General features: G+C 62.2%; 38 protein-coding genes and 1 tRNA gene. 27 read left to right on the top strand and 12 right to left on the bottom strand.

Annotated features, from left to right (window positions below; genetic code table 11):
• Nucleotides 1-201 precede the first annotated feature (201 nt).
• The gene (locus tag CFB47_RS38835) at nt 202-1,167 is read right to left on the bottom strand and encodes a ParB/RepB/Spo0J family partition protein (RefSeq protein WP_027813523.1); all 966 of its coding nucleotides are present in this window, start codon (nt 1,165-1,167) and stop codon (nt 202-204) included.
• Complete coding sequence (locus tag CFB47_RS38830; RefSeq protein WP_027813524.1) at nt 1,167-1,838, bottom strand: AAA family ATPase; 672 nt, start codon at nt 1,836-1,838, stop codon at nt 1,167-1,169. Before CFB47_RS38830 ends, CFB47_RS38835 begins: the two co-directional genes overlap by 1 nt.
• A gap of 465 nt (nt 1,839-2,303) precedes the next feature.
• Between CFB47_RS38830 and ligD the strand changes: the two genes are divergently transcribed.
• The 18 genes from ligD (at nt 2,304) to CFB47_RS38740 (ending at nt 11,700) form a co-directional block, all read left to right on the top strand.
• Nucleotides 2,304-3,290 carry a non-homologous end-joining DNA ligase gene (ligD, locus tag CFB47_RS38825; protein ID WP_223274426.1) on the top strand — a complete coding sequence of 329 codons (987 nt, stop codon included), beginning with the start codon at nt 2,304-2,306 and terminating at the stop codon, nt 3,288-3,290.
• A 94-nt stretch (nt 3,291-3,384) separates the two neighbouring features.
• Nucleotides 3,385-3,627 carry an antitoxin gene (locus CFB47_RS38820; RefSeq protein ID WP_027813526.1) on the top strand — a complete coding sequence of 81 codons (243 nt, stop codon included), beginning with the start codon at nt 3,385-3,387 and terminating at the stop codon, nt 3,625-3,627.
• The gene (locus tag CFB47_RS38815) at nt 3,624-4,034 is read left to right on the top strand and encodes a type II toxin-antitoxin system VapC family toxin (protein WP_027813527.1); all 411 of its coding nucleotides are present in this window, start codon (nt 3,624-3,626) and stop codon (nt 4,032-4,034) included. The genes CFB47_RS38820 and CFB47_RS38815 overlap by 4 nt, the downstream gene beginning before the upstream one ends.
• A 299-nt stretch (nt 4,035-4,333) precedes the next feature.
• The gene (locus CFB47_RS38810; RefSeq protein ID WP_223274427.1) at nt 4,334-4,693 is read left to right on the top strand and encodes a hypothetical protein; all 360 of its coding nucleotides are present in this window, start codon (nt 4,334-4,336) and stop codon (nt 4,691-4,693) included.
• 48 nt (nt 4,694-4,741) lie between these two features.
• Nucleotides 4,742-4,942 (top strand): hypothetical protein, encoded by a 201-nt coding sequence (locus CFB47_RS38805; protein WP_034176085.1) that lies wholly within the window; start codon nt 4,742-4,744, stop codon nt 4,940-4,942.
• Between the two features lie 169 nt (nt 4,943-5,111).
• On the top strand, nt 5,112-5,366 hold the full coding sequence (locus CFB47_RS38800; RefSeq protein WP_049036304.1) for a type II toxin-antitoxin system Phd/YefM family antitoxin: 255 nt from the start codon (nt 5,112-5,114) through the stop codon (nt 5,364-5,366).
• Entirely contained in the window at nt 5,357-5,776 is a 420-nt protein-coding gene (locus tag CFB47_RS38795; RefSeq protein WP_049036305.1) for a type II toxin-antitoxin system VapC family toxin, read from the top strand. Before CFB47_RS38800 ends, CFB47_RS38795 begins: the two co-directional genes overlap by 10 nt.
• Entirely contained in the window at nt 5,776-6,009 is a 234-nt protein-coding gene (locus CFB47_RS38790; RefSeq protein ID WP_049036306.1) for a hypothetical protein, read from the top strand. Before CFB47_RS38795 ends, CFB47_RS38790 begins: the two co-directional genes overlap by 1 nt.
• A gap of 6 nt (nt 6,010-6,015) precedes the next feature.
• A complete protein-coding gene (locus CFB47_RS38785) occupies nt 6,016-6,234 on the top strand; it encodes a hypothetical protein (protein ID WP_049036307.1) in 219 nt (72 codons plus the stop codon).
• 11 nt (nt 6,235-6,245) lie between these two features.
• Nucleotides 6,246-6,914: a hypothetical protein gene (locus CFB47_RS38780; RefSeq protein WP_049036308.1), complete on the top strand. Its 669-nt coding sequence runs from the start codon at nt 6,246-6,248 to the stop codon at nt 6,912-6,914.
• 46 nt (nt 6,915-6,960) lie between these two features.
• Complete coding sequence (locus tag CFB47_RS41480; RefSeq protein ID WP_163013129.1) at nt 6,961-7,428, top strand: hypothetical protein; 468 nt, start codon at nt 6,961-6,963, stop codon at nt 7,426-7,428.
• Nucleotides 7,429-7,564: 136 nt separating this feature from the next.
• On the top strand, nt 7,565-7,855 hold the full coding sequence (locus CFB47_RS38770; RefSeq protein ID WP_049035950.1) for a hypothetical protein: 291 nt from the start codon (nt 7,565-7,567) through the stop codon (nt 7,853-7,855).
• Nucleotides 7,852-8,097, top strand: a complete 246-nt coding sequence (locus tag CFB47_RS38765) for a hypothetical protein (RefSeq protein ID WP_049035947.1) — start codon at nt 7,852-7,854, stop codon at nt 8,095-8,097. Before CFB47_RS38770 ends, CFB47_RS38765 begins: the two co-directional genes overlap by 4 nt.
• A 9-nt stretch (nt 8,098-8,106) precedes the next feature.
• Nucleotides 8,107-8,397, top strand: a complete 291-nt coding sequence (locus tag CFB47_RS38760; RefSeq protein WP_089464347.1) for a hypothetical protein — start codon at nt 8,107-8,109, stop codon at nt 8,395-8,397.
• Nucleotides 8,394-8,819 carry a hypothetical protein gene (locus CFB47_RS38755; protein WP_089464346.1) on the top strand — a complete coding sequence of 142 codons (426 nt, stop codon included), beginning with the start codon at nt 8,394-8,396 and terminating at the stop codon, nt 8,817-8,819. Before CFB47_RS38760 ends, CFB47_RS38755 begins: the two co-directional genes overlap by 4 nt.
• Before the next feature lie 4 nt (nt 8,820-8,823).
• Nucleotides 8,824-9,159: a hypothetical protein gene (locus tag CFB47_RS38750; RefSeq protein ID WP_049035738.1), complete on the top strand. Its 336-nt coding sequence runs from the start codon at nt 8,824-8,826 to the stop codon at nt 9,157-9,159.
• 270 nt (nt 9,160-9,429) lie between these two features.
• Entirely contained in the window at nt 9,430-9,858 is a 429-nt protein-coding gene (locus CFB47_RS38745) for a hypothetical protein (RefSeq protein ID WP_049035741.1), read from the top strand.
• Between the two features lie 3 nt (nt 9,859-9,861).
• Nucleotides 9,862-11,700 (top strand): phage integrase family protein, encoded by a 1,839-nt coding sequence (locus CFB47_RS38740; RefSeq protein WP_089464345.1) that lies wholly within the window; start codon nt 9,862-9,864, stop codon nt 11,698-11,700.
• A 52-nt stretch (nt 11,701-11,752) separates the two neighbouring features.
• Here CFB47_RS38740 and CFB47_RS38735 read toward each other — a convergent pair whose 3' ends face one another.
• Both CFB47_RS38735 and CFB47_RS38730 read right to left on the bottom strand, forming a co-directional pair.
• Nucleotides 11,753-12,412: a hypothetical protein gene (locus CFB47_RS38735; RefSeq protein ID WP_224755973.1), complete on the bottom strand. Its 660-nt coding sequence runs from the start codon at nt 12,410-12,412 to the stop codon at nt 11,753-11,755.
• A complete protein-coding gene (locus tag CFB47_RS38730) occupies nt 12,409-13,671 on the bottom strand; it encodes a DUF6402 family protein (RefSeq protein ID WP_049036502.1) in 1,263 nt (420 codons plus the stop codon). Before CFB47_RS38730 ends, CFB47_RS38735 begins: the two co-directional genes overlap by 4 nt.
• A 311-nt stretch (nt 13,672-13,982) precedes the next feature.
• Here CFB47_RS38730 and CFB47_RS38725 point away from each other — a divergent pair, with 311 nt between their 5' ends.
• Both CFB47_RS38725 and CFB47_RS38720 read left to right on the top strand, forming a co-directional pair.
• Nucleotides 13,983-14,282, top strand: coding sequence for an H-NS family nucleoid-associated regulatory protein (locus CFB47_RS38725; RefSeq protein ID WP_049036503.1), 300 nt, complete (start codon nt 13,983-13,985; stop codon nt 14,280-14,282).
• A 33-nt stretch (nt 14,283-14,315) separates the two neighbouring features.
• Nucleotides 14,316-14,389, top strand: a tRNA-Gly gene (locus tag CFB47_RS38720).
• 87 nt (nt 14,390-14,476) lie between these two features.
• Here CFB47_RS38720 and CFB47_RS40995 read toward each other — a convergent pair.
• The gene (locus CFB47_RS40995) at nt 14,477-14,779 is read right to left on the bottom strand and encodes a hypothetical protein (RefSeq protein ID WP_137910208.1); all 303 of its coding nucleotides are present in this window, start codon (nt 14,777-14,779) and stop codon (nt 14,477-14,479) included.
• Between the two features lie 211 nt (nt 14,780-14,990).
• Here CFB47_RS40995 and CFB47_RS38715 point away from each other — a divergent pair, with 211 nt between their 5' ends.
• Nucleotides 14,991-15,287, top strand: coding sequence for a hypothetical protein (locus CFB47_RS38715; protein WP_143330923.1), 297 nt, complete (start codon nt 14,991-14,993; stop codon nt 15,285-15,287).
• A 71-nt stretch (nt 15,288-15,358) separates the two neighbouring features.
• Here CFB47_RS38715 and CFB47_RS38710 read toward each other — a convergent pair whose 3' ends face one another.
• A complete protein-coding gene (locus CFB47_RS38710) occupies nt 15,359-15,841 on the bottom strand; it encodes a hypothetical protein (RefSeq protein ID WP_224755972.1) in 483 nt (160 codons plus the stop codon).
• Between the two features lie 412 nt (nt 15,842-16,253).
• On the opposite strand from CFB47_RS38710, the gene CFB47_RS38705 reads away from it, so the two are divergent.
• The gene (locus CFB47_RS38705; RefSeq protein WP_137910206.1) at nt 16,254-16,436 is read left to right on the top strand and encodes a hypothetical protein; all 183 of its coding nucleotides are present in this window, start codon (nt 16,254-16,256) and stop codon (nt 16,434-16,436) included.
• A gap of 19 nt (nt 16,437-16,455) precedes the next feature.
• Here the strand turns inward: CFB47_RS38705 and CFB47_RS38700 are convergent, their stop codons facing one another.
• Nucleotides 16,456-16,824, bottom strand: coding sequence for a hypothetical protein (locus CFB47_RS38700; RefSeq protein WP_220497710.1), 369 nt, complete (start codon nt 16,822-16,824; stop codon nt 16,456-16,458).
• A 708-nt stretch (nt 16,825-17,532) separates the two neighbouring features.
• On the opposite strand from CFB47_RS38700, the gene CFB47_RS38695 reads away from it, so the two are divergent.
• From CFB47_RS38695 to CFB47_RS38680, 4 genes are read left to right on the top strand one after another with little or no spacing between them, the layout of a single operon-like run.
• Nucleotides 17,533-18,174, top strand: coding sequence for a DNA methyltransferase (locus CFB47_RS38695; protein ID WP_049036510.1), 642 nt, complete (start codon nt 17,533-17,535; stop codon nt 18,172-18,174).
• Nucleotides 18,095-18,706, top strand: coding sequence for a hypothetical protein (locus tag CFB47_RS38690; protein ID WP_225936035.1), 612 nt, complete (start codon nt 18,095-18,097; stop codon nt 18,704-18,706). Before CFB47_RS38695 ends, CFB47_RS38690 begins: the two co-directional genes overlap by 80 nt.
• Nucleotides 18,707-18,761: 55 nt before the next feature.
• Nucleotides 18,762-18,941, top strand: a complete 180-nt coding sequence (locus CFB47_RS38685) for a hypothetical protein (RefSeq protein ID WP_049036514.1) — start codon at nt 18,762-18,764, stop codon at nt 18,939-18,941.
• Nucleotides 18,938-19,123, top strand: a complete 186-nt coding sequence (locus CFB47_RS38680) for a hypothetical protein (protein WP_049036515.1) — start codon at nt 18,938-18,940, stop codon at nt 19,121-19,123. Before CFB47_RS38685 ends, CFB47_RS38680 begins: the two co-directional genes overlap by 4 nt.
• Nucleotides 19,124-19,189: 66 nt before the next feature.
• On the opposite strand, the gene CFB47_RS38675 is transcribed toward CFB47_RS38680, so the two are convergent.
• From CFB47_RS38675 to CFB47_RS38660, 4 genes are all read right to left on the bottom strand, one after another.
• Nucleotides 19,190-19,462, bottom strand: a complete 273-nt coding sequence (locus CFB47_RS38675; protein WP_089464343.1) for a DNA-binding transcriptional regulator — start codon at nt 19,460-19,462, stop codon at nt 19,190-19,192.
• Nucleotides 19,463-19,845: 383 nt separating this feature from the next.
• Nucleotides 19,846-20,058 (bottom strand): DUF3717 domain-containing protein, encoded by a 213-nt coding sequence (locus tag CFB47_RS38670; protein WP_049036517.1) that lies wholly within the window; start codon nt 20,056-20,058, stop codon nt 19,846-19,848.
• 55 nt (nt 20,059-20,113) lie between these two features.
• The gene (locus CFB47_RS38665; RefSeq protein WP_089464342.1) at nt 20,114-20,305 is read right to left on the bottom strand and encodes a hypothetical protein; all 192 of its coding nucleotides are present in this window, start codon (nt 20,303-20,305) and stop codon (nt 20,114-20,116) included.
• A 12-nt stretch (nt 20,306-20,317) separates the two neighbouring features.
• On the bottom strand, nt 20,318-20,746 hold the full coding sequence (locus CFB47_RS38660) for an antirestriction protein (protein ID WP_049036520.1): 429 nt from the start codon (nt 20,744-20,746) through the stop codon (nt 20,318-20,320).
• 162 nt (nt 20,747-20,908) lie between these two features.
• Between CFB47_RS38660 and CFB47_RS38655 the strand changes: the two genes are divergently transcribed.
• Complete coding sequence (locus tag CFB47_RS38655) at nt 20,909-21,418, top strand: ParB/Srx family N-terminal domain-containing protein (RefSeq protein WP_179259055.1); 510 nt, start codon at nt 20,909-20,911, stop codon at nt 21,416-21,418.
• Nucleotides 21,419-21,457: 39 nt separating this feature from the next.
• Here the strand turns inward: CFB47_RS38655 and CFB47_RS38650 are convergent, their stop codons facing one another.
• The gene (locus tag CFB47_RS38650; protein ID WP_007180433.1) at nt 21,458-22,030 is read right to left on the bottom strand and encodes a hypothetical protein; all 573 of its coding nucleotides are present in this window, start codon (nt 22,028-22,030) and stop codon (nt 21,458-21,460) included.
• Between the last annotated feature and the right edge of the window lie 33 nt (nt 22,031-22,063).

The raw sequence follows: 22,063 nt of genomic DNA, 5'->3' as shown, positions 1-22,063 counted from the left end.
GCCCGCCGCATATAGAGCATCGCTGGAAGAACGTCACCCTCCATCGCTCCAGAGACGAGTCCAAACGACTAGGCGACGCTGGCTTCCATCGCTGCATAACCGATAGTCGTTTTTGCTCGGTCACGTGAGCAATGTTCTCCAGCGTCATCCAGGGGACACCCCGATATCGACCCCAACTCCCTTCACGGTCTAACAGTCGCGCTATTCCTTCGGAAAGAGAGCCAAGATCTTTTCGGTGATCTCTGCCGCGACGTCCGGCGCCAAACCCTTCAGCTTCAACTCGATCCGGCCATCTTCCTCGAACGACTTGAACTCCCCCTTCGCTCCACGGAAGGACAGTTGCTCGCGCGTAGACCGCGGCCGCTTAACCGTCCCTTTTGCCGCAGCCTTTCTGCGAGCGGCGACATCGCGGTACCCGATCCCGGTCTTAGCAGCATCGAAGATCAATTCGAGGGTCTCTTCTTCCCCTTTCACTTCCCAGAACTCTCGAATTGCGTTCAGCATTTTGAGAGAGAGAAGTTCCGGATACTCGGCGGCGGCTTGAACGATCTTGCTCGGCAATTGAGCGAGCGACAGAGTCCGACTCACATGGTCTTCCCCGAGATTGAGCGCTTTGGCCAGAGCCACTTGTGTCGGATAAATCTTCCGCGAAAGCAGCTCTTTCCATTTGAGCGCGTCATCGAGCGGGCTTTGATCCTTACGCTCCACGTTGGCAGCGCGTGCTTCTTCATACAGTTCCCGCTCACTCGCTGGTTTCGGACGAATCTCCACCCGCAACGTCGGGAGCCCGGCCGTTCGAGCCCCGCGAAGGCGCCTCTCTCCGTCAATGAGCACGATGTCCCCCACTTCATCGACATACGCACTCGCCGACTGGCCTTGCCCCCGCGCCGCTAGCGACTCCGCCATCTCTGATACAGCAGAAGCTGTATAGATGGCTCTCGGATTGACAGAATTTGATTTAATTTTGCCAATCGGAACTTCATACGTTTGCCCGATCTCATATCTGGTAGGCTCTTGGCTCGAGCCAACTTCGCCTCCCCGAAGCTGCGAGATAGTTGCCACCGGCGGCGCCATGCGGGGATCGCCCACAATGGGAGCCAACGAAGCGGCATCCTCCACCGCCGCGACTCGCTCGACCGCTACTGATTTTTTCTTAAAAGTAGCCATTACTTGACCTCCGTACCGTTGATCCGTTCGATGATTTCCCGATAGACCGCCTCCATCTCGTCGATCGCCTTCTTCGATCGATCACGGCCCTTCAGCTCATGAACGGCCCGGCCAGTCTTGCCCGTCGCACGCCAAGCTTCTCTCTGCGGAATCTGTGATTCGAAAAGTCGAATGTCTTCGCTTTTCAAATATGCCCGCAATTCCGCAGTCGCCTTCGATCCTTCAACCGGCGACACCCGAGTGAGCACAACGTACGCGGGGATCTCACCGCTTTCATGCCGCGGCCCCATTTCTTTAAGGGTCGCGAAGACATTCAAGGTCGACTCCACTTCTTGTTGATCTGGCCCACAAGGGACCAGCACGAGATCGGATAACAGTGCACATTCAAGCATCGTCCGATAGTTCTGCGCGCCGATGTCCACCACGACGAGGGTGTACTTGTTGGCGAGGTTTGCGAGTTCCCGGGCCGGATTAGCCGGGAGAGCGAGCACTGGAATGGCTGGTGTAACGCCCTCCTCATTTCGGATTCGCGACCAACTCATCGCAGAGCCCTGTTTATCAGTATCCAGAAGAACGACATCCACGTCTTCCGCGGCAGCCAGGGCTGCTATGTGCGTTGCTAACCGCGTTTTAGCAACACCTCCTTTTTCCGCCCCAATCGTGATGACCATTTCACCTCCACTGGAAAGTGTTTGTTTCAACGCTCGGAGTTTTATTCCTCAGTCAAAATAAGTCAATCAAATAACTATATTTTTTTGTGATCTTTACAAAATGTGGTCAAGTAACAACGATTCGGAGCGAAAATGCTACCGACTTGGCCCGAGCCAAGATCGGAGATCCCATGTTGGATGATTCGCCATGAACCACACTTTTAAATAGTTTTGGCTCGAGCCAAGATTCGCGGAAGCAACTCACTGAGATTGGGGTGGCTACGATTCCCGCCGATCCAGAACAGTTCATTCACCCTCTGGACGGCTCGATCTTGGCTCGAGCCAAGATCGGCCTGGCCTAGTCAGGCGCCCCATGCAACAGGCATATAGATTGCCCGCATACCTGCAAAGCGAGGAGGGCATATGGGGCGGTGGACAAGTGAGCTCGGCATCCGTGCCCGGACGCCAGTAGCCAAAAATGAACGCATGCCGGAATTCATCGAGCCGTCGCTGGCCGTGCTTGCTGCAGAACCTCCAACGTCGGGAGAGTGGGGATATGAGATCAAATTCGACGGCTACCGGATGCTCGCGCGTATCGACGCTGGTGACGTTCGAATCTTCACTAGGAACGGCCACGACTGGACCGCCCGACTACCGCACCTGAGGTCCGTCCTTGAACGATTGCCGGTCGACCGTGCGTGGCTTGACGCGGAGGCCGTCTGGTTCGATACAGAAGGGCGGCCAAACTTCAACGGCCTGCAGAATGCGTTTGATAGACGTCGAACTGCAGGGATTTCGCTTGTCGTCTTCGACCTGATGTGGCTTAACAACAATGATCTCCGGCCGTGGAGGTGGCGTGAACGCCGAGCCACGCTAACGAAGCTCGTTGCCGATATTCTCGGCAACGAGGTGCGCTTCTCTGAGGCGGTCGATGCCGACCCCGACGCCATGCTGGCCTCGGCGTGTGCCCTTGGTCTAGAGGGAATCATGGGCAAGCGGGTGGACGCGCCGTATCGCTCGGGAAGAACGGACCGCTGGATCAAACTCAAATGCAGTAAACGCCAGGAGTTCGTCATTGGGGGATTTTCGCGCCGTAAGGGCGCCGCCGGGGGCGTGCGAGCGGTTCTGCTCGGCGTGTACGAGGAGGGCGGACAACTGCGGTACGTCGGGCACGTCGCGCCGCGCTTCGCGCCCCGCCAGGCACGGGAATTCGAAGACCGCCTTGCATCCTTAGGCCGCAAGCGCTCGCCGTTCGTCCGCGCGCCGGAACCCGAAGCCGATCGCGAGTTCCACTGGCTGAAGCCGGAACTCGTTGCCGAAGTAGCGTTTCTCGAGTGGACGCCGACCGGACAGTTGCGTCATCCGTCGTTTCGTGGGCGGCGCGCCGACAAGCCTGCACGGAGCGTGACTCGCGAAGACCCGCGCGCGCCGAAACGCCCCCACAGCAGCAAGAGATTGCCCTCCAAGCAGTAAGACCGATCAATCGGTGCGCTGAGCGCGTTGCGAACTCGCGTCGGTTTGTATATGCTGTGGCATATGCCATTCTGTTTGAATTGGAGCTACCCCGATGCCAAACCATGACACCCGCCACGCGCGCCTGTTCCGCAACGGGCGGAGCCAGGCCGTGCGGATCCCGCGCGAATTCGAACTGCCGGTGTCGGAGGTCACCATCCACCGGGAAGGTCGCCGCTTGATCATTGAGCCCGTAGAGGCCGCGCCCTTGCGCGAGCTGTTCGCCCAATGGACCCCGCTGGACGAGATCTTCCCGGACATCGAGGACCTTCCGCCTGAACCGGTCGATATCGAATGACGCTGTACCTGCTCGATACCAACATTTTGTCGAACGTGATCCGCGACCCGCGCGGCGCATGCGCCACCCGGATTGGAGAAACGCCGCCCGAACAAGTGTGCACCTCGATCATCGTGGCCGCGGAATTGCGGTTCGGCGTCTGGAAGCGTGGCTCGTCAACGCTCGCGCAGCGCGTCGAGCAGCTGCTCGCAAGCCTGACCGTGTTGCCGCTGCAACCGGACGCGGACCGCTGCTACGGGCGGTTGCGGGCCGAGCTCGAGAAGCAAGGCCAGTTGATCGACGCCAACGACATGCTGATCGCCGCGCATGCGCTGGCCGTCGACGCCGTGCTGGTCACGGACAACACGGCTGAATTCACCCGTATCGCGGGGCTGCCGGTCGAAAACTGGCTGCGGCCGGCGACGTAACGCGGCGTGGCGGCCGCCGGCGGTACGATGGGCGCCACCGACGCACGACAGCGCGCCTGAGAACAGAATAGGAGCGGGGATGAACGGATTCGGCGGTGCGGCGGTTTTTGCCTTTTCATTGACTGTCGGGTGCCTCGCGCTCGGCTGGAGCGTACCGGCGGGAGTAACGTTCGCCGCGTGCATTGTGTGCACGGTCTACGCGTCCCGGGGCGAGCACTGAGCGCCGGCCGACCGCCGGGCGAACCAGGTATGCCGATCGCCGTTCTGCGATACGTGGGCGTGGCGAAGGAGATGGCGAAGTGACAACGCCGATGACGGCTGTCCAGCAGATGTTCCTCGAGTGGTGCATCGGCTACATGAAATTCCGGATCGCGGATGCGATGTCGGTCGGCCTGATGTCCCTCGAGGCCGAGCGCTACGACGCGCTGTGGACCATGCTGCAGAAGGGGCGGTACGGCTTCCCCTGCGACGACATGATCGAGACCGGCCGGCGCCTGTTTCCGGACGCGCCGAACGCACCGGAGGGTTCCGGGCTCGACGCGGCCTACGAGCGCGTGTGTACGGCCCTGGACGACTGGTTGCCGAGCTTTGTCATCCCGCCCGGCCAGGTGTCGTTCCTGCCGGATCCCGAACTGCCGGACGGTGAGCCCGCTGCGTGAGTGGCCGGCACGATGGAATCCACCGGGTGAATGCAGAGGATCTCGGCAATGAACGTGACAGCATGGCAGTTCGAGGAAAGCGGGTGGGGCAGGGGCGTAGCGGCCGGAGGGGCGCTGATCGCGCTGGCGGCCGTTGACCGCGGGCTGTCGGCGCTGTGGCCGGCCAGCTACGGGCTGGTTCACCCGCTGGCGGCGATCGCCGCGGCGAACCTGCCGTTCATGGCCGCGTACCTGATCCTGCGGTCCTGAACGACGCCGAACCCGGCTGCGGCCGGGTTTTTATGGCGTGCCGTCAATGCCGATAACTCCCCTTAGCGGCATTGCGTTTAATGCTCGAAAACCCCGTCGGGCCGGAATCCACTTGTTTTTAGATGCGGAAAATACGTATAATATGTATTCATTGCTCCCGGAGGTCATCATGCCCACCATTACCGCCACCGATCTGGCCCGCCACACCCGCCAGATCCTCGACCAGGTCGCGCAGCGCCGCGAGACCGTCGTGGTCGAACGCAACCAGACCGTGATCGCACGCCTGGTGCCCGCCGACCCCGTCATGAATGCCGCGCAGGCGCTCGAGGGGCTGCCGACGAGTCTCGGCGCCGAAGATGCTGCCCGCTGGCTGCGCGACAGTCGCGCCGGCTTCGAAGACGGGGTGCGTGATCCGTGGGCGTGATCATCGACAGTTGCGTGTGGGTCGGCCTCGCCGGCGGCACCGTCGATTCGCGTGCCGTGATCGACGCCGCCGGCGACGCGCCGGTGTTCATCTCGACGATCTCGCTGGGCGAACTGGCATTCGGCGTACAGGCGTGCGCGGATGCGGCTGAGCGCGCGCGCCGGGCCGCCCATCTGCGTCAGCTCGAGCGGCGCCCGGTGCTCGACGTCACGCGTCACACCGCGGCCGCGTTCGGTGTACTGGCCGCCGCAGTCAAACAGGCAGGCCGCTCGCCGCGCCCGCGCTACAACGACCTGTGGATCGCCGCACAGGCGATTGAGCACGGCTACGCGCTGATGACGCTGAACGTGGCCGATTTCGCGGACTTGCCAGGGTTGACCGTGCGAATCCCGACATCAGGAGAGCAGTAATGGCAACGAGCTGGTTGATGGTTTTGATGGTGAGCGGATCGATGGCGATCGGCGACGGCGGGTATAAGTCCGAAGCGCTGTGTCAGCGCACGGGCACCGAGGCCGTGGCGCGCCTGGATCGCCACGAGGCGGAAGTGGAAAAGGCCAACACCAAGGTTTCGCCCGGTATCACGGTGCAGTCGTATCGGGCGCGAAATTGGTCGTATCAGTGTCTGCCGACCGACAAGGGATAGAGCGCGATGAGCAAGACCCTGAGCTATACCGCCCTGACCGCTCGCGCCGAGCGGACGATACGGCAACTGACATCCAAAAGTCATGACGAAGCGCGCGGCGCCCTTGCGATGTGGGACGACCTCGTCACGGAATTGCTCGCGTTCAACCGCGCTGACTACCAGGCCGATCGCGCCCGGCTCGAGGCGCTGATCGACGGCGATCGCGCGCCTACCTCTCAACCTTGAACGGAGCCACCATGCCGGAAGTCAACCGCTACAACTCGGGTCTCGCCATTCGGGGCGAGCGCTACTGCGTCACGATCCAACCGTGTTCCACCCATCTCGAACTCCGGGAACCCGATGCCACGCTACTCATCACCGTCGATGCGCGCTCGTCGTCATGGGGCGACGAGTGGGCCCGGGTAAGTGGCGACAACGCGATCGCGGCGGGTCCGCAGAATGTCTACGTGACGCAGACGGCCGGGATTCTGGACGTGCTGCAGGTGCTGCCCCCGAAGCACGCGGATCTGCGGGAGTTTCGGGTGGGCTTCGCCTTGACGCTCGAGCCGGGCATGCGCGAGCCGATCCTTGCCGCGCTGCCACGCGTCGAACGGGTCACCGAGCTGACCACGGCCGTCGGCCAGGTCGTCGAGCCGCTGCTCGGCCGCGCGCGCGAGCCCTACGCGCACACTGCCCTCCAGCCCCATGAAATCGCCGCCATCCAGTCGATCGCGGCCAATATCGTGCTCGGCGAGAAAAGTGTCGACGACGCGATCCGGTGGTCCGTGCTGCTGCCGCCGCAATACACGACCTGGGCTTTTAGCGAGGCGGGCGATCACCCGCATTACGCGGAGCTCGGTGCCGCACTGCGTCAGCCCGCCGTACAAGCGATCCTGGCCGACGCCGGCCGCAACCTTCACGCGTGACGGCCGGCCGACGCGCACGCCATTTCCACTCTTTCGAGGTGCAACGATGAGTCTGCAAGCAGTCGACCGACCGATCCTGACCACGGGCCTCACGACCGGTACGCTGTACCGCGCGTTCGTCGTGCTGCCGGACGCACTGTGCCGATCGCGCGGCACATTCGACGAGCGCACCGTGTTCTTCGAAGCGCCACGCGGCAAAGACGAGGCCGCCCACCTTGAACAATTGCTGGCGCACGCGTGGTGCGTCGACACACAAGGCTGGGCCGAGGATGGCGCCATCTACAACATCTACAGCGCCGCCGAGCTCTATGCAGACAAAACGGATCCAGCCGTCGATCTGCGGCTGCTCGATATCGGTGGTGGCCCGGATGGTGTCGGACCGACCAAGGCGTATTACGCGCGCACACCCGACGTGGATCTGTTCGTGACGCCGCGCGTCGCTGCACGTCTGCGAGAGCTGCTCGCGATCGTCGACGCGTTCTACGCGAAGGCCGGCCAGACCACGGCGAAGTGATCAAGGAAGGGCAGATGACGCGCGTGCTCGAGACGGCCGAAGCCGGGTTGATCGTGCTGCCCGAGCACGACTATCAGGTGTTACGGCGCAGGGGCGACGATCAATACGGATTTTGATCCACGGGGAGGAAAGGTCGATGTCGATATTCGAGATTGCGAGTTGGATTGCCTTGGGGACAGTGCCGATTACGGCGCTGGTTACGGTCGTGCGGTCGATCTACACCGGGAACTGGATATGGACGCGATTCCTGTTGCTGCCCGTCATCCTGACGGCATTGCTTCTATGTTTTGACATGACGCGCCCACAACCCGTGACAATAGTCAACCTGATCGCTGCACTCCCGTTCCTTCTTGCCGCATTTTGCTTAGTCAACATGTTGGCGGGTTTGTGCACGGGTGGCTTGCCGGAGACGGAGACGATCAAATGAAAACGACTGCCCGCTACACCAAAGGCCGCGGCGACGCGTCGGTCCACGCCCGCACGCGCGTGTTCGCGTGGGAGGACCACCAGGTGATCGAGCTCGACGTTGTCGGCATGCTCGACAGCGAACAGCACTTCCGCATTCTCGCGACGGCCGATGAGGCGGAGCGTCTTGCGCAGCAACTGCTCGACGCGGCCGCAAAGATCCGGGTCTCGGCGACCGCCGATTCCACTAACCTCAACACCTGAAATTCCACCGTGCACGACTACACCGTCTCGTACCCTGAACTGACCGGATCCGCCGAAAGGCACATCCGCGACTATATGATGCTCGCCGCGGCCGCCGGCGACGAAGCAGAGCGCGCGTCATTGCGTGCGTCTGCCGTTAGCGTGTTCGCGTACTGGCTTGGCTTCGTGAATGCGGCCCGGAAAACCGTCGATGACGCGGGACGGCAAGCGCTGCAGCGCGACGAGCATCGGCTGCTGGGGCTGGTCAACGCCGCGGCCGCACCGTCCGGGGGTAACACACAGGAGCGCCGGGCATCATGACCGCTGCCTTCGACCGTAACGCCGCGCTGGCCGCCGTGAAGCTGGCGCTCGCCGACACGATCGCGCGCGACTATGCGAATGCCCTGTCGATCGATCGTTACGCGGGCGCCGGCGCGCTGGCGCACTGGCCGCCCAATCCTCATCACTGCCACGAGCAGGTTGCGCGATGGCTGCAATTGCACCCTGGCGATACCCCGGTACGCGGCTGGCTCGCGGACGGGGGCGACGGGGCGCAACAACGCTTCGTCTCCCACTCGTTGATCCGCAGCGCGTCCGGTGCGCTACTGGATGTCGCGTTCGCGCGGCCGCCGTACGTGCAGCGTTTCATCGAACACCCGACGGCGGCCGGCGATTTCCTCGCGTTGGTCCTCGGCGAGCCGCCGGTGCCGGAACTCTATGTGTCGATTCCCTGCAGGAGTTAAATTCATGGCTCGCTCCTCCTCCAAAAAGCCGCCCGCCAGGCCGGCACCGAAGTACGTCGACGGTGTGGTGTTTACGCTCGCCATGCGGACGGGCGATGTCGAGGTGATCGGCATACCGTTCGAGCACCGCGGACGGACCAGGGCCGTTCATGCCGTCGTCGGTCTTGATGACGTTCAGTGTTACGCAGTGTCCGACGTGCTGTTGGGAATGCACGTGCCGAAGAGTGAGGCGTCGACCATCGAAGCGTCGCGCGCGGCGGCGATTGCCACGCTCGACAACATTACGGACGAGAGCTGGGCCGATGCCTTCGAGTCCGCTCGAGCCGCCACGGCCCAGTGAAAAACCGTCACCTCAGGCATCCGGAGGGATTACCGTCGCGGGCGGCTCCGGTCTCCGTTCAGCCCTGAATTAAGCGCCGCACCAGCGGCATGCACCAACCGGTCCGGAGGACATCATGTTTCGCAATTGGATGGCGCGGTTCGCGTGTTTGATGGGAGTGCATCGCTGGGTGCAGCATTCCCATTACCACTACATCCTGAACGACAGCGGGCTCCACGCGTACCAATGCGAGCGCTGTGACAAGGTGCGGTCGTCGAATTTCCCGAGCCAATGAGAAAAGCGACCTCCCGCAGCCACCGGCCGCTGACCCGGGCACAGCTGCTGCCGATCCCGGCAGCCGAACTACGCCGGATCCAGCTGAAGCATCACGTGGCGCTGGCGGCATTGCGCGACGCGAACGACGACGTCGCGCAGCTGGCCACGCTCTTGAATGCGATCTACCTCGCATACTTCCTCGACCCGACAGAGCCGACCCCCTATCGACGGGCCGAGACGGCGCTACAAGACTACGCCGACCGCGCCGCGCAGGGTCAGCCGGGCGCGCTGACCGACCTCGAGCGCGCCGCAGTCGAGCACGTTCTCGCACGGCTGGACGCGCAACTGGCCGCGGTACCGATGCACCGCTATGTCGCCGCGTTCGAGCGGCTTCAGCGTGTCACCACTGCCGACACGGTTGTATCACCCATTCCTGCAGGCTGAACCATGGCAAATCGCCCCCAGGAGCTGGCCCAAATGCCGTTGCGCAGCTACAGCCGCACCGAATTCACGGCGCTGCGCGCGCGCGTGAAAGGCCTCCCGCTCGAGACGATCGAGCGGCTGTACTTCGATCGCGACGCCGACGACCCGGTCGACGTCGCGCAGCTGCTGCGCACGATGCGCGACGATCTGGTCGCGGCCGCGCTGCGCGATGGTTCTCCGGTATTGAAGTCGCACCTGCAGGCGGCGATCGAAAAATACGGCGAGCCGCGCCTCACGCCCGTCTCACTGCAGCTGATCGAGCAGGTCGCCGCGCAGTGGGCCGTTGCCACGCCGCAGGCCGAGCACCCGGTCGGCCGCTGGTTCCGGCCGCTCGTCGCGGCACGCCTGGCGGGCGAGGAGATCCACACGCTCGGCGAGCTCGTCGCGCTGGTGAATCGCCGCGGCGGGCAGTGGTGGCGCTCGGTGCCGCGCATCGGCGCCGGCCGGGCGCGCGTGCTGGTCGCCTGGTTGCGGCGCCACGCCGCGTCGATCGGCACGGCCGTCGGGCCGGACGTCGACGCCGGCGACGCGCTGGCGCCGACCTCGGCCAGCATCACGGCCGGCGCGGGACAACTGGCGCCGCTCGAGCGCCTGGCGCTACCGGAGGCCCTGTCCGGCGCGCACGGGGCGAACCGGGCGTCGGTGTTTGCGTATCTGGGCGCTGCGCACGACCTGGACGCGGTACGGGCGTATCTGCACCGCTACGACGATCGGCCGGCCACGCAGCGCGCGTACACACGCGAGCTCGAGCGCCTGGTGCTCTGGTGCGTGGCCGAGCGCGGCGTCGCGCTGTCGTCGATGCGGGTCGAGGACTGCAACGCGTATAAGGCGTTTCTCGCCGCGCCATCTGAGCGTTTTACGGGCTCGCCCGTCGCCCGCAGGAGCGGCCAGTGGCGACCGTTCGCGCCAGGCGGCCTGGCACTGGAAAGCCAGCGCTACGCAGTGCGCCGGATTCGCGCGGCGTTCGCCTGGCTGGTCGCCGTGCGGTATCTGGCCGGCAACCCGTGGGCGGCCGTCACCGATCCGAACGTCGTCACGCGTGCGCGCAAGCTGCAGGTCGAGCGCTCGTTGCCGCTCGACCTGTGGACCCGCGTGCGCGCGACGCTGGCCGAACGCAGCGAGCTGCAGGGCCCGAGCGGGCCGCGCTGGCGCGCCGCGCGCGCGTTGTTGCTGGTGATGGGCGACGGCGGGTTGCGGATTGCCGAGGCGGCCGGCGTGGCGCGCGCGGCCCTCGCTTGGCTGCCGGCCGACGACGACACGCCGGCCAGCTGGTTGCTCGAGGTGATCGGCAAGGGCAACAAGCAACGCTTCGTGCCGATCAGCGACGAGTGCGTCGACGCGCTGCGTGCGCACTGGCGCGATCGCGGCCAGGATCTCGACGCGGTGGCCGCGACGGAACCACCCGGGTTGCCGCTGGTGGCGCCGCTGGTCATCCCGCCTACGCCGCGGGCCCGCGAGAAATTTGGCGAGCCCGATGAGGCCGGCGACCAGCTCAAGCCCCGCGCCCGGGGCTACTCGGTGCGCGGGGCGCGCGGGCTGACGCAGTGGGCGATCGCGCAGCTGCTCGAGGTGATGCCGGATCTGAGCGATGCCGATCGGCGCAAGCTGTCCGACACGTCGCCGCACGCTTTCCGGCACACGGTCGGCACGCAGATGCTGGCGGCTGGCGTCGCGCTCGAAGTCGTGCAGCGCACGCTCGGGCATGCATCGCTTGGCACGACGTCCATCTACGTGTCGCCGGAAGAGGCGCGGATGCGTCGCGAGGCGGCGAAGTACCACGCGCGGCTCACTCGCGAATCCTGAATCGTGGGTGGTGCTGCTTCAACGCGGCGACCGCCCGGCAGCGAGACCGTTCTCAGCGCAGCCAAATCGGAGTTCTCGCGGCGATCCAATCGATCGTGGTGGGTGGCATCGAAATCGACCGCATGCTGTCGTACGTATCCGACGCGTCGAAGTAGATCAACTTGCCGTCGCGGATCTCGATCGGCTCGGCGCCCGGGCGGCCACCCCAGAAGACGAAAAATAGCCGGGTGGCAAGGGTCGACCCGTGCGAATCGGCCACGACGATTTTGACCTGCTCGTTTTGGTTAGCAAAAAAGCCATTGCCGTGGCCGCCGCCGCTTCCGCAGATGTTGACGATGTAGGTCGTGCCGTCGACCCGCTTGGTGCCGCCGTTCAGCTTCGCGTTGTAGTTGTAGCGCTGACAATTGGTGTCGTCGGTCGCGATCCCGCGAAAATTGACGAGATAGAAGAATGCCAAAAAGCCCAGCGTGACGATCGCCAGTCCCACGCGCTTTGCACGACTGAAATGGTCGATATTTCTGACAAGCCGATAGAAGTAGAGCACGAAGATGATCGACGTGACGGCGAAGATCACGCTCTTCGCGTTCTTAAGCGAGAAAAGCGTGATCGCGTTCCTGACGTCGGCCGGCACGAACATCCACGCGATGGCGACAACCAGGCATGCGGCGACAACGGCCAAGGCCGCTTTGAGGATGACGGTGAGCGCCTTCATTGCTCGGCCGGGAGGGTTCTGCATATGGTGTCAATTTTCAGAATGATCGGCTTGTCCAGCTTGATAAGTCTGGGCTTACTGTAGACCATGAAGTCGCCGCCGCGATTATGCACCGATCGCCAGTCGCGGTACGTCTTGTTATGGACTGGCCAGTAGACATCCTTTGCCAGGAATTTCCGAAAGCGGCTGGTGCGTTTGTCGACCGGCTTGTTGACCTCTTCGCCCTCGGGGAGATAACGCCACTCCTCGATGGTCGAGTTCCCGACATTCAAGTTGCTGCTTTTGAAGAAATCGTTGACGGCCGCGACGTAGGACAGAACCATACCGGTCTTGTTCCAGTGGCCGAGGTATTGGCTCTTGGAAGGCGAATCGTCGTTGAACGAGTAGCTGTCTTTGATGTAGACGTAGATGTGGGTGATCTGGGCGACCGGCTCGAGACAGAAAATCTTGCGCTTGCCTTCGTACTTGTAATAGCGATCCCCGGTGACGGTCGCCTTCCCGATGGCGGCGTAGAAGTTGAAGTTTGCCAGGGCCCCGGTCAGATCGGTCATCGCGGTACCGTCGAGCGTATCGAGCGACGACACGGGCTGGTACTGGAATCCCCAGGCGATGTGAAACTGGAGCGGATCCCTCAGAAACGGCGAAGTGTCGATCACGATACCGGCCGCGTTTAACTGCCCGCCCGAGAAACTCTTCTCGATCACAGGTGCCATGACTTTTGAGGCGGCTCGCACGGCATTCGGCGTGTAAATCGCTTGCCGCACGAGCTGATTGAAGCGCTCGGATGCGCCGCTAAATTTCAATGCCCAATCCAGGGTAACCGTTGTGTCGTCGAGCGGCTGTACCGAGTTGAGATCGTTGTTGTAGACGTGCTTGGGGCTCGCAAGCCATTCTCGCGCGAGCTTGGCCGAAATTGGCCAGCCCATCTTGTCCATTGCTTTGGGGATGTCCTGCAGGTCGAACTCGGGCAGCTTGTCGGCTTGCTCCGCGTCTTGCGGTTTATCGCTCAGTTGTGGCTTGGCGGGCGGCTTCGCAGGTGCTGGAGCAGGGGCGGGCGGCTTTTGCGGCGCGACTGGAGCGGCTGCCTTGGGCGGGGGTGGCGGTGGAGGCTCGTTCGGCGCGAGCCTGTCGAACGAGATTCTCTGCTGCGTATCGATGGGAACGCATCCGACTACGCCAGAGTAGCATTTCCACCGTTTGCTGGAATATAAAACACCGGATTCCAGCTGATAATACGGGACTTTTCTGACGTCTGGCATAAGTGCGTGAACAGCGATTATTGAGAAGAGTTCGTCATGCTCGTGAGCAGTATCAGAGTAATCGATATCCCGCCAAAACCAACGACGCCAATGTGATCTACTGTTAAATCAGATCGAATTCACTCAGAATGAAAGATCGGGGGCAGTTCCCGGCACATAAACTTGGTGAAAGAGCACAAGCATATTGCCAGTTTCGTCCTGCAGCGATGCCACTACCATCCAAATGCACGATAATGGCCCGGCTCGTATTGACCTGGTCCCTTGTTCCGACTAGCCTAAGCGCTCTTTGCTCAACTGAAGAATCTTAATCCATGACGACTTACCTCGAACTCAAAAAGCAGGCTGATGCGTTGGCACAGCAGGCAGAAGAAGCACGTCTCTCAGAACTGGAGAGCATCATTACGGCGATGCGTGAGCAAATCGCCGAATACGGCATTACGTCCGAGCAGCTGTTCGGGCGCCGGCGCGCTGCCGTATCCGGTGCACGCACACCCATCGCTCCGAAATATCAAGACCCGAAGTCGGGCGCAACCTGGAGCGGACGCGGCAAAGCGCCGGGCTGGATTGCAGGGAAGAAGCGCGAGCGCTTTCTGATTCCCGTTACGGAGTAACGTGACACGTTCGCGGCTCAGATCGCGAACCATGCGGGCGTAGCTCAATGGTAGAGCAACAGCCTTCCAAGCTGATGACGAGGGTTCGATTCCCTTCGCCCGCTCCAGAAGATGTGATCAAGCGATTTAAGACACCTTCCTTGAAAACCAGCGGCAGCGACTGTCCGCGAGTGTGAATCGCGTCCGATAGGTCTTCAGTAACAGATCTGCCGCGGGACCATCGCCCAGCCGTAACCGACCCATTCCTGCACGTTTCGCCAGTAACAGCGTGGCCCCGCATAGTCATAGGGCGGAGGCGCATAGACCGGAACGGGCGCCCCATACATCGGAGGCGGCCCCGCATATGCCGGCGGTGCAGCGATCGCCGAGCCCAACAGAAACCCGCCGACCAGACCCGCGACAATGCCGCCGACAACTGATCCGGAAGGACGCTCATAGCCGTATCCGTAGGCATAAGCCGATTGAGTAAATCCGGCAATCGACAACATCATCAGCATTACTACACATTGCTTTCTCATCACGTGTCACTCCAAGACAAACCACGTTTGATATTGCAGACGGTATGATCGTCGAACCCAACCCGCTCACACCGTCCTCATACCCATGACCGCGTCTACCCGCCCGACGAAGCCTGGCCAGTCACAACCGTCCCGCTCGAATGCTGCTCAACCTTCCGCCACTCCAGACCCGGTCATCCATGCTCGCGCCGTGAAGGTCAGCGTTGTGGTCGACGTCGAGCGATTTCCATTCGACGCCGTACCGCCTGTCGGCACGCCTGGCGCGAAGAACGCTCAGCTGCCGTTCTCGATCTGTACGCCGGCGGGCCGCATCGTCAAAACCACGCTTAAGGGCGGCACCCTGCAGCGCTTCGTCCAGGCCGTGCGCGACAACCCTGCCGGCGGCGCCGCCGTGATAGCCGGTCGAATCAGCGACGACGGCAAGTCGATCCTCGACGCAGGCATCACGTTTCAGCCCAAAGCGATCGAGGCGACTGCCACCGAGTAATGCTCCGGTACCGCCGGGCAAACGATCCAGATCCTCCTGCTGGTGCCCCTTCGACAGCAGTCGCCTGAGCATCACGGGATAACGCCATCCTCGGTCGCCGTGACAGCAATCGCTGGCCCCTCAAGCGCGTCGATCAGATCCAGCTGGCCAGGCAACGGTGCGGGTTGCGCCGGCACTCGCCTTGGACGAGGATGACCGCCGCGCCGCAAGCCGCGTGCGATCATCTGCAGCTTGCGCCACAACACATCCGCCTCGGCCGGCGCCAACAATCCAGCAGCTGCATCCAGCGCAGCGACCAGTTCGTCCAGATGTGCGGGCGCACTGGCAAACACCTCGCGAGCACGCGCCATCGCCTGACTGTCACGCCAGGCCACCAGCCATGACGACAGCTCACGCCGCTCATTGCGATCCAGGCGCTCGAGCAGATCAGCCGGCACGTCTTCATCCGCACGGAACGTGCCGATCACAATCTGACGGTGCCGACGCGTATCCCCGCTACGCGTGACGCGCAGCAGCTTGATCGATCGGCCTTGCTCGCGAATCAACATGTCCATCCTCAGGCGTCGTCACGTCATCCACTTCATCCGGCTACAGCACTTCCTGCACAACCAGACGACTACTGATCTTCATCTGAGCGCACTGGCTTTGTCGACCGTGCGCGATCGATCAGCTTTCTGAGCCAAGCCATTCCATGCGCATCAATCTTCGCCCATTGCGCAGCGGTCAAACGGATCGAGCGGCCGATCAACCGATCTTCTTCAGGAATAGGCGGTCTACCCATCCGCGGTTTCGTGGATTTCATTGAGTTTAAGATAGCACTTTTCGTTACACAAAAACAGGCCGTTTTCGTTACTTTCTGTACTACACTAAGTAGTAGCGTGCGATGCTGTCCGAGCTGCGTATTTGATGTGGATAACCGTTTGTGGCAAGGCGCGTCCGATCTCAACCCTGATCATGGTGAACAACATGACCAAGTATGTGGTGATGGTGCGGCAAATAACCTGGTACGACCGGCTGGCTGCGGTGCCGGGCAAGATCCTCAAGTGGGCCATCCTGATCCAGCTCGGCCTGCTGTTTGCTGCCGGCGTCTTCGGCGTGATCGCGCACGTCGGCAAGGTTGTGATGACTGCGGTGACCGGCGCGCACTGAAGCACGCCGATCGGCTCGATCACGGCGTGAAACGCGTCGGCGGCCGCTCGAACGATTTTCCGTCGATAAGTCGGTCCATCCGCTCGATCGCTTCCAACAGCACCGCGAGTGGCGCCGTGCGCAGCTGATCGTCGTGCCACGCCAGCAGCATCGAAACGAGCTCGTCGGTCTGCTCGTCAAACGTCCATAGATCCTCGCGCTCGCCGCGATCGAAGGCAGCCTGGATCCCGCGCTCCGCCGCCACCAGCACTTCAACCCGGATCTCCTGTCGACGGGCTTCATCGATGAACCCCGTCAGCATGATCATCTGCAGCAGGATCCGCATGCCGAAGGCGCTGCCCTGACGCATCCTGATCGCCTCGAGCGCCGAGTGGTACTGCAGCGACATCTTCTCGATCTCGTCCCGCGGCATAGGCAACAGCAAGCGCTTGGCGAGCTGGCCGCGCGGCCGTCGACGTGTGCTCGCGCGACGCGTCACGGAAACCTCGCCGGCGAGTACGTCGCCCCGATGCCGGTGTCGCACATGAGCCTCATCGCGGCCGCGTGCTCGTGGTCATGCATGGAGATCCTACTGTCCTGGTCGGTTGAATCATCCGCAGCATAGCGGAATTTCTTGTACCTCAAAAACTCGTGATCGAGGCGAGCTGCGCTGCACTCGCGATCGAACCGTGCACGCGCGCTGCGCGCCCGTGCACGGTTCTCATGTCCAACAGCAACGAAACACCATCCCTTCCTTCCACGTCGCCGTGCTTGCCAAGGTCCACTCAACCAAGGCCTCTGCGGTTCTTACCGGGGTGGTGGCTACCCGTCGCCAACGATCGCCTCCAGGGTGCCGGGAGCCGGTCGTTCACCGCGCGCGCCGGGATGGTCGCGCACGGTGAACGACCTTCAAGAACTTTCGCGGCATAAACGGCCGGCTCTCCCTGGCCGGGAGGCCCACCATTTATTCCACGTTTCTTGACTCCCGACACCCTTCCGGCGCTCGCCAGCGCCGGGTAGCCACCACCGTGCAGCCGCAAACGCTGCCGCGCTATCCATCGCCCCGCCCGTCATCTGCCGGGCGGCACAGGGTTCACCTTATCGATGGAGCACCACCATGGACTTTTTCTATCACGGCGACTGTCTCGATGTTCTCCCCACCATCCCCGATGCAGTGATCGACTTCGCGCTGACCGACCCGCCGTATCTGGTCAACTACCAGGACCGCAACGGCCGCTCGATCGCGAACGATGTGCGCGGCGACTGGCTCGAACCGGCGTTCGCACAGGTGTTCCGCGTACTGAAGGATGACGCGCTGTGCGTGAGCTTCTACGGCTGGACTAAGACCGATGAATTCTTCCGAGCGTGGAAGAAGGCGGGTTTTCGCATCGTCGGTCACATCGTATTTGCGAAAACCTACGCGTCCAAGGCGCGCTTCGTGAAGTACCAGCACGAATCGGCCTACGTGCTCGCCAAGGGCTCGCCGGCGCTGCCATCAAAGCCCCTGCCGGACGTACAGCCGTGGCAGTACTCCGGCAACCGCCTGCACCCCACTGAAAAGCCGCTGTCCGCCATGCGCGCCGTCGTCGAGGCGTTCACGCGGCCGGGGGACCTCGTGCTCGATCCGTTCGCCGGCAGCGGCACCACGTGCGCGGCGGCCAAGCAGCTTGGGCGTCGCTATGTCGGCATCGAACTGGACGCGACTTATCACGCCGCGGCTGTCGCCCGGCTGGGCCGGCGCGAAGCGATCGCGGCTTAACCTCCAACGAAGCGAGAGAACCATCATGGGACTGACCATCACAGCCTATTGCGGCCTGGAAGCGATCGACGCGCCGCGACTCGACGGCAACCGCGAGCCGATTGACGTATTCACGGTGCGTTTCTATTGGGCGCCGCGCTTTCCGCAACGCGCAGACGGCCTCGATATCGCCCGCGTGTTTCGCTACCGCAATGCGTTTGAGTTCAACGTCGGTACGTACATCACGCATGAGATTTTCCGCGAGCAGCTCGCCGAACTGGCGAACTATCCGGCGATTCCCCTCGGCAGCGAGAAGATCTGCCACACGAACGGCGCGATCGTCGAAACGGAAGGCATGTTCAAGGAACTGATCGACTTCTCAACCACGATGGGCACGATCGGGCCACGTACTTCGCGCAAGCTGGCCAACGACTTTTCGCGATTCATGCACCTGGTCGATGGCGAAAGCAATCCCTTGTTCGCCGAGCTCTATCGCAACTGGTATGTCGCGTTCGCACTTGCGCAGCATGACGGCGCCGTGCGATTCCACTGACCCGATTGAACGGCCGGCCGCTCACCGCGGCCGGCATCCGAACAAGGCAAACACCATGCAACTTTTCTATATCCAGCACCTGATGTGTGCCGTACTCGATCATCACTTCGCGTCGCGCCTGGACAGCCCGGCGCCTCGCTCCGATGACACGCTTACCGTGAGCGTCGCCGAGCTATTGAACGCGCTGCGCGAGGCGTTCGAACTCGGTCAAGATGTACGGAGGACCGCGCGATGACCCACGCAGAATTCGAAACGCTACTCGAGGCGATCGCGCGCGAGCATCTTTTTATCTCGACCCTGCAGGAGCAGAAATCCGATCGCCTTGACTTCCATAGCGTCGCGGTTTGGACCGTGCGCGAGGCGTTAGCGGCAGCATACGAGGCAGGGAGAAAAATCCGCCTCAAGCCGCGCGATTAATCAACTACTGCGCCGGCGTCGCCGGTGCCCGCAAAGTGATAGACGGCCGCATCGAGCGGCCGTCTATCACTTGTCTGGATCCGCACGCCAAAATGGGTCGATGCCAGCCGCATCGCACAGGAGCGCCCAGGCCGAATACGGAATCGGTGCTTCTTCGGACATCCACTTGCGCACAGTGCGTCCATTGCTGTTAGTGGATATTCCCAAGTATTCCGAAGCATCTTGCGGTGTCATACCCGTTCGCCGGAGTATCTCCTTTACTTCGATTCCTTTTGGCTGGGCCCAGAATCGCGCCGGCTGCAAGCATTCACGCCGAATTTCAATAGTGTAGGTCGTCATAGGTTTCTCTGCATGTCAAACGCGTTGGATCGGATGCCACTGAGCATCCAGCCCCCAGCGCTTCGCGCCGGAGGAATCACGCCAGGTATGCGATCGCACTGCGATCGCACTGCGATCGCATACCTGGCTTGACAACCCCGCCATCGGTCCGTCAACGCCTCACCGGATTGACCCTTCGCTTCGCTACGGGTCGGGCCTCTCCCCACGCCGGACAATGCCGGCGCGGGTCCCCGTGTCCCTCAATCCGGGCGCGCGGCGCGCGCGAAGCGTGCTCGTGCCTGACGCCCCTAGCTTGCAAGAAGGGAGGTCCGGCCGACCATCGCGGCAAGCGCACAGCACAGCGAGAGATAAGGGGCGGCTATGCCCCTATTATCCCATCGGCATTACCGCAGCGCGGCCAATGCGCCGCGCACCGCGTCGATCTGATCGGCCGTCAATTCGGACGCCGCGACCCGTTCGCGTTTCTCCAGAAACATCAACGTGTACGGTGCGACCAGAATGCGGGCCTGTCGGCACACCGTCATGCCGTCGTCGGACGGGTAACGCTCGCGCCAATGGTTGATCGCGGATTCCAAATCATTCAGGGTGAATTCCATACGTGCTCGCCCCGGCCTTGCAGCCGGAGCGCCTTGTCGTTAGAGCGTCACGTTATCAGTTCACGTCGGCGCGCGGCTGTTCGTCGCGCTGGACATCGATCACCTCGACGCCGGACAGCCCGTGACGCGTGGCGCATTCATCGGCCACCACGCCCGCGTGCGTAACCGACAGGGCAGGCACGAAACAATCAACCGTGACAGGAAATTCACGGCACTTTACGACGACCTTGAAACGTTGCTGTTGCATGGCGCGGTCCCCTTAGTCGATTGCGCGGAAGATTTCGCGCTGTTCGGGATGCTGCACGGCGAAGCGGCGCAGCGCATGATAGGCATTCGTGAATCGCCCAGTGCGGTCGTCGTGCGACAGTCGGCACAGCACGTACAACGTGACGACGATCCCGAATGCTTCCGCCCCCATGTGCCCCTCGTAGCTGTTCTCATTGAAGCAGACGTACAGCTCACCTTCATTCGCAGGCGCGGCATAAAACCCGCCGTTATCCAGCTCGAAGAACAGCCAGTGACCGCCCGAGTATTCCGGCGACAGTCGGCGCGCCCACGCATAGAGCAGGTTTTCGCCACGCAGGTACGACGGGCCGAAATGCTTCGGCAAGAACCGCAGACGGTGCTCCTCGATGACGAGCGAGGATTGAATCGGTGCGTCGGTTTGCAGTGCTTCAGCTTGAGACATGGATAACTCCCGGATTCGGCCAAGCGGGATGCCCGGCCACAAAAATAGTATATGCCTTAAAGGCATTATATTCAAGATTTTTTTGTTGACTATAATGCCTTTAAGGCATATATTTAAACCATGGCCGAGCATCCCGCTTGGCCGAATTCGGGAGTAACGACAGTGAGTGCAAAGCAGAAACAGCAAGCCGTAGTCGACCTGATCGTCGGTAGCCGTGCAGCAACCACCGTGCCGTTTTCGGCGCTGATCGATTCACCGTTCAACGTGCGGCGCGGCGAGCCGCAGAACATCGAAGGCATGGCCCAGTCGATCAAGAGCGCGGGCGGCATCATGCAGAACCTCATCGTTCACGAAGTGAAGGCCAAGCAAGGTAATAAGGTGAGCTACGGCGTTTGTGCGGGCCGTCGCCGCAAGGCCGGTTATGGGCTGCTGGTCGAGCGCCGCGAAGCGTCGGCCGACGCGCCGATCAACGTCGTGATCGTGACGGATGCTGAGGCGCGGCTTATGTCGCTGATGGAGAACACGGCGCGCGAAGACATGCACCTTGCGGACGTGTGCGAAGGCATCCGTGACTGGGGATCTACGCCGGAACCCCAGAAAATTCCGTCGTTCCACATTGTGAACATTAATCGGCTTATTCCAGCCGAAGAATGTTGGAGCGACGTCCGGTGAGTGACATGACGGTCTCGGTCACACGGACCATCAGGACCGTTACGCGGGGCCCAGTTCGATTACATTGTGGGACAGGTCGAGACAATCTTCGCAGTCCCGGCAAACCCAGTGCAGCATCGGCCCGACCGGATCTGGATGGTCGCTGAACGTTGTCAGCGCCGCGTCGTACTGAGCATCGGACGTGCTCGAGCGCAGTATCCGCTCGAGATTAGACTCGATGCTGTCCAGGCTGCATTCACCGATGCCGGACTTGAACACCGTCACACCGCCTGACGGGTTGACCGCGAAGAAGAAAAACGCCTTCGTGTCGACCATGTGCGACAGGATTGTCCTGGCGATGAAGTTGCTCGGATTGATCAGCGCATTGAAGATGCGGTAGCCGTAAAACTCTAAGCCGAAGTGTACGACCTCGAAGTCGTCGGTGCCGCGTATCGAGTGGCCAAAGTTGAAACCGCTGCGTGTTACGTCGTTCGGAATGTCATCCACCGGCCGCAGTGCCAGGCAAGCATAGTGCGTCTGGCCCTCGGCCACGAGTCCCATCGCAAAGCAGGGCGCGCGCTCGGCCAGCAAGGCCTCGACAAAATTCCGGTTCATGCGGAGCGTTGGCAGCATCGGGCATCCTTCATCGTGAATCAAATCAACATT

It is taken from the genome of Burkholderia sp. AU27893 (genome assembly GCF_002223205.1).
Classification (GTDB): Bacteria; Pseudomonadota; Gammaproteobacteria; order Burkholderiales; family Burkholderiaceae; genus Burkholderia.
The sequence above is the reverse complement of the archived record's forward strand: the minus strand, read 5'-3'. Positions and strand labels throughout refer to the sequence as shown.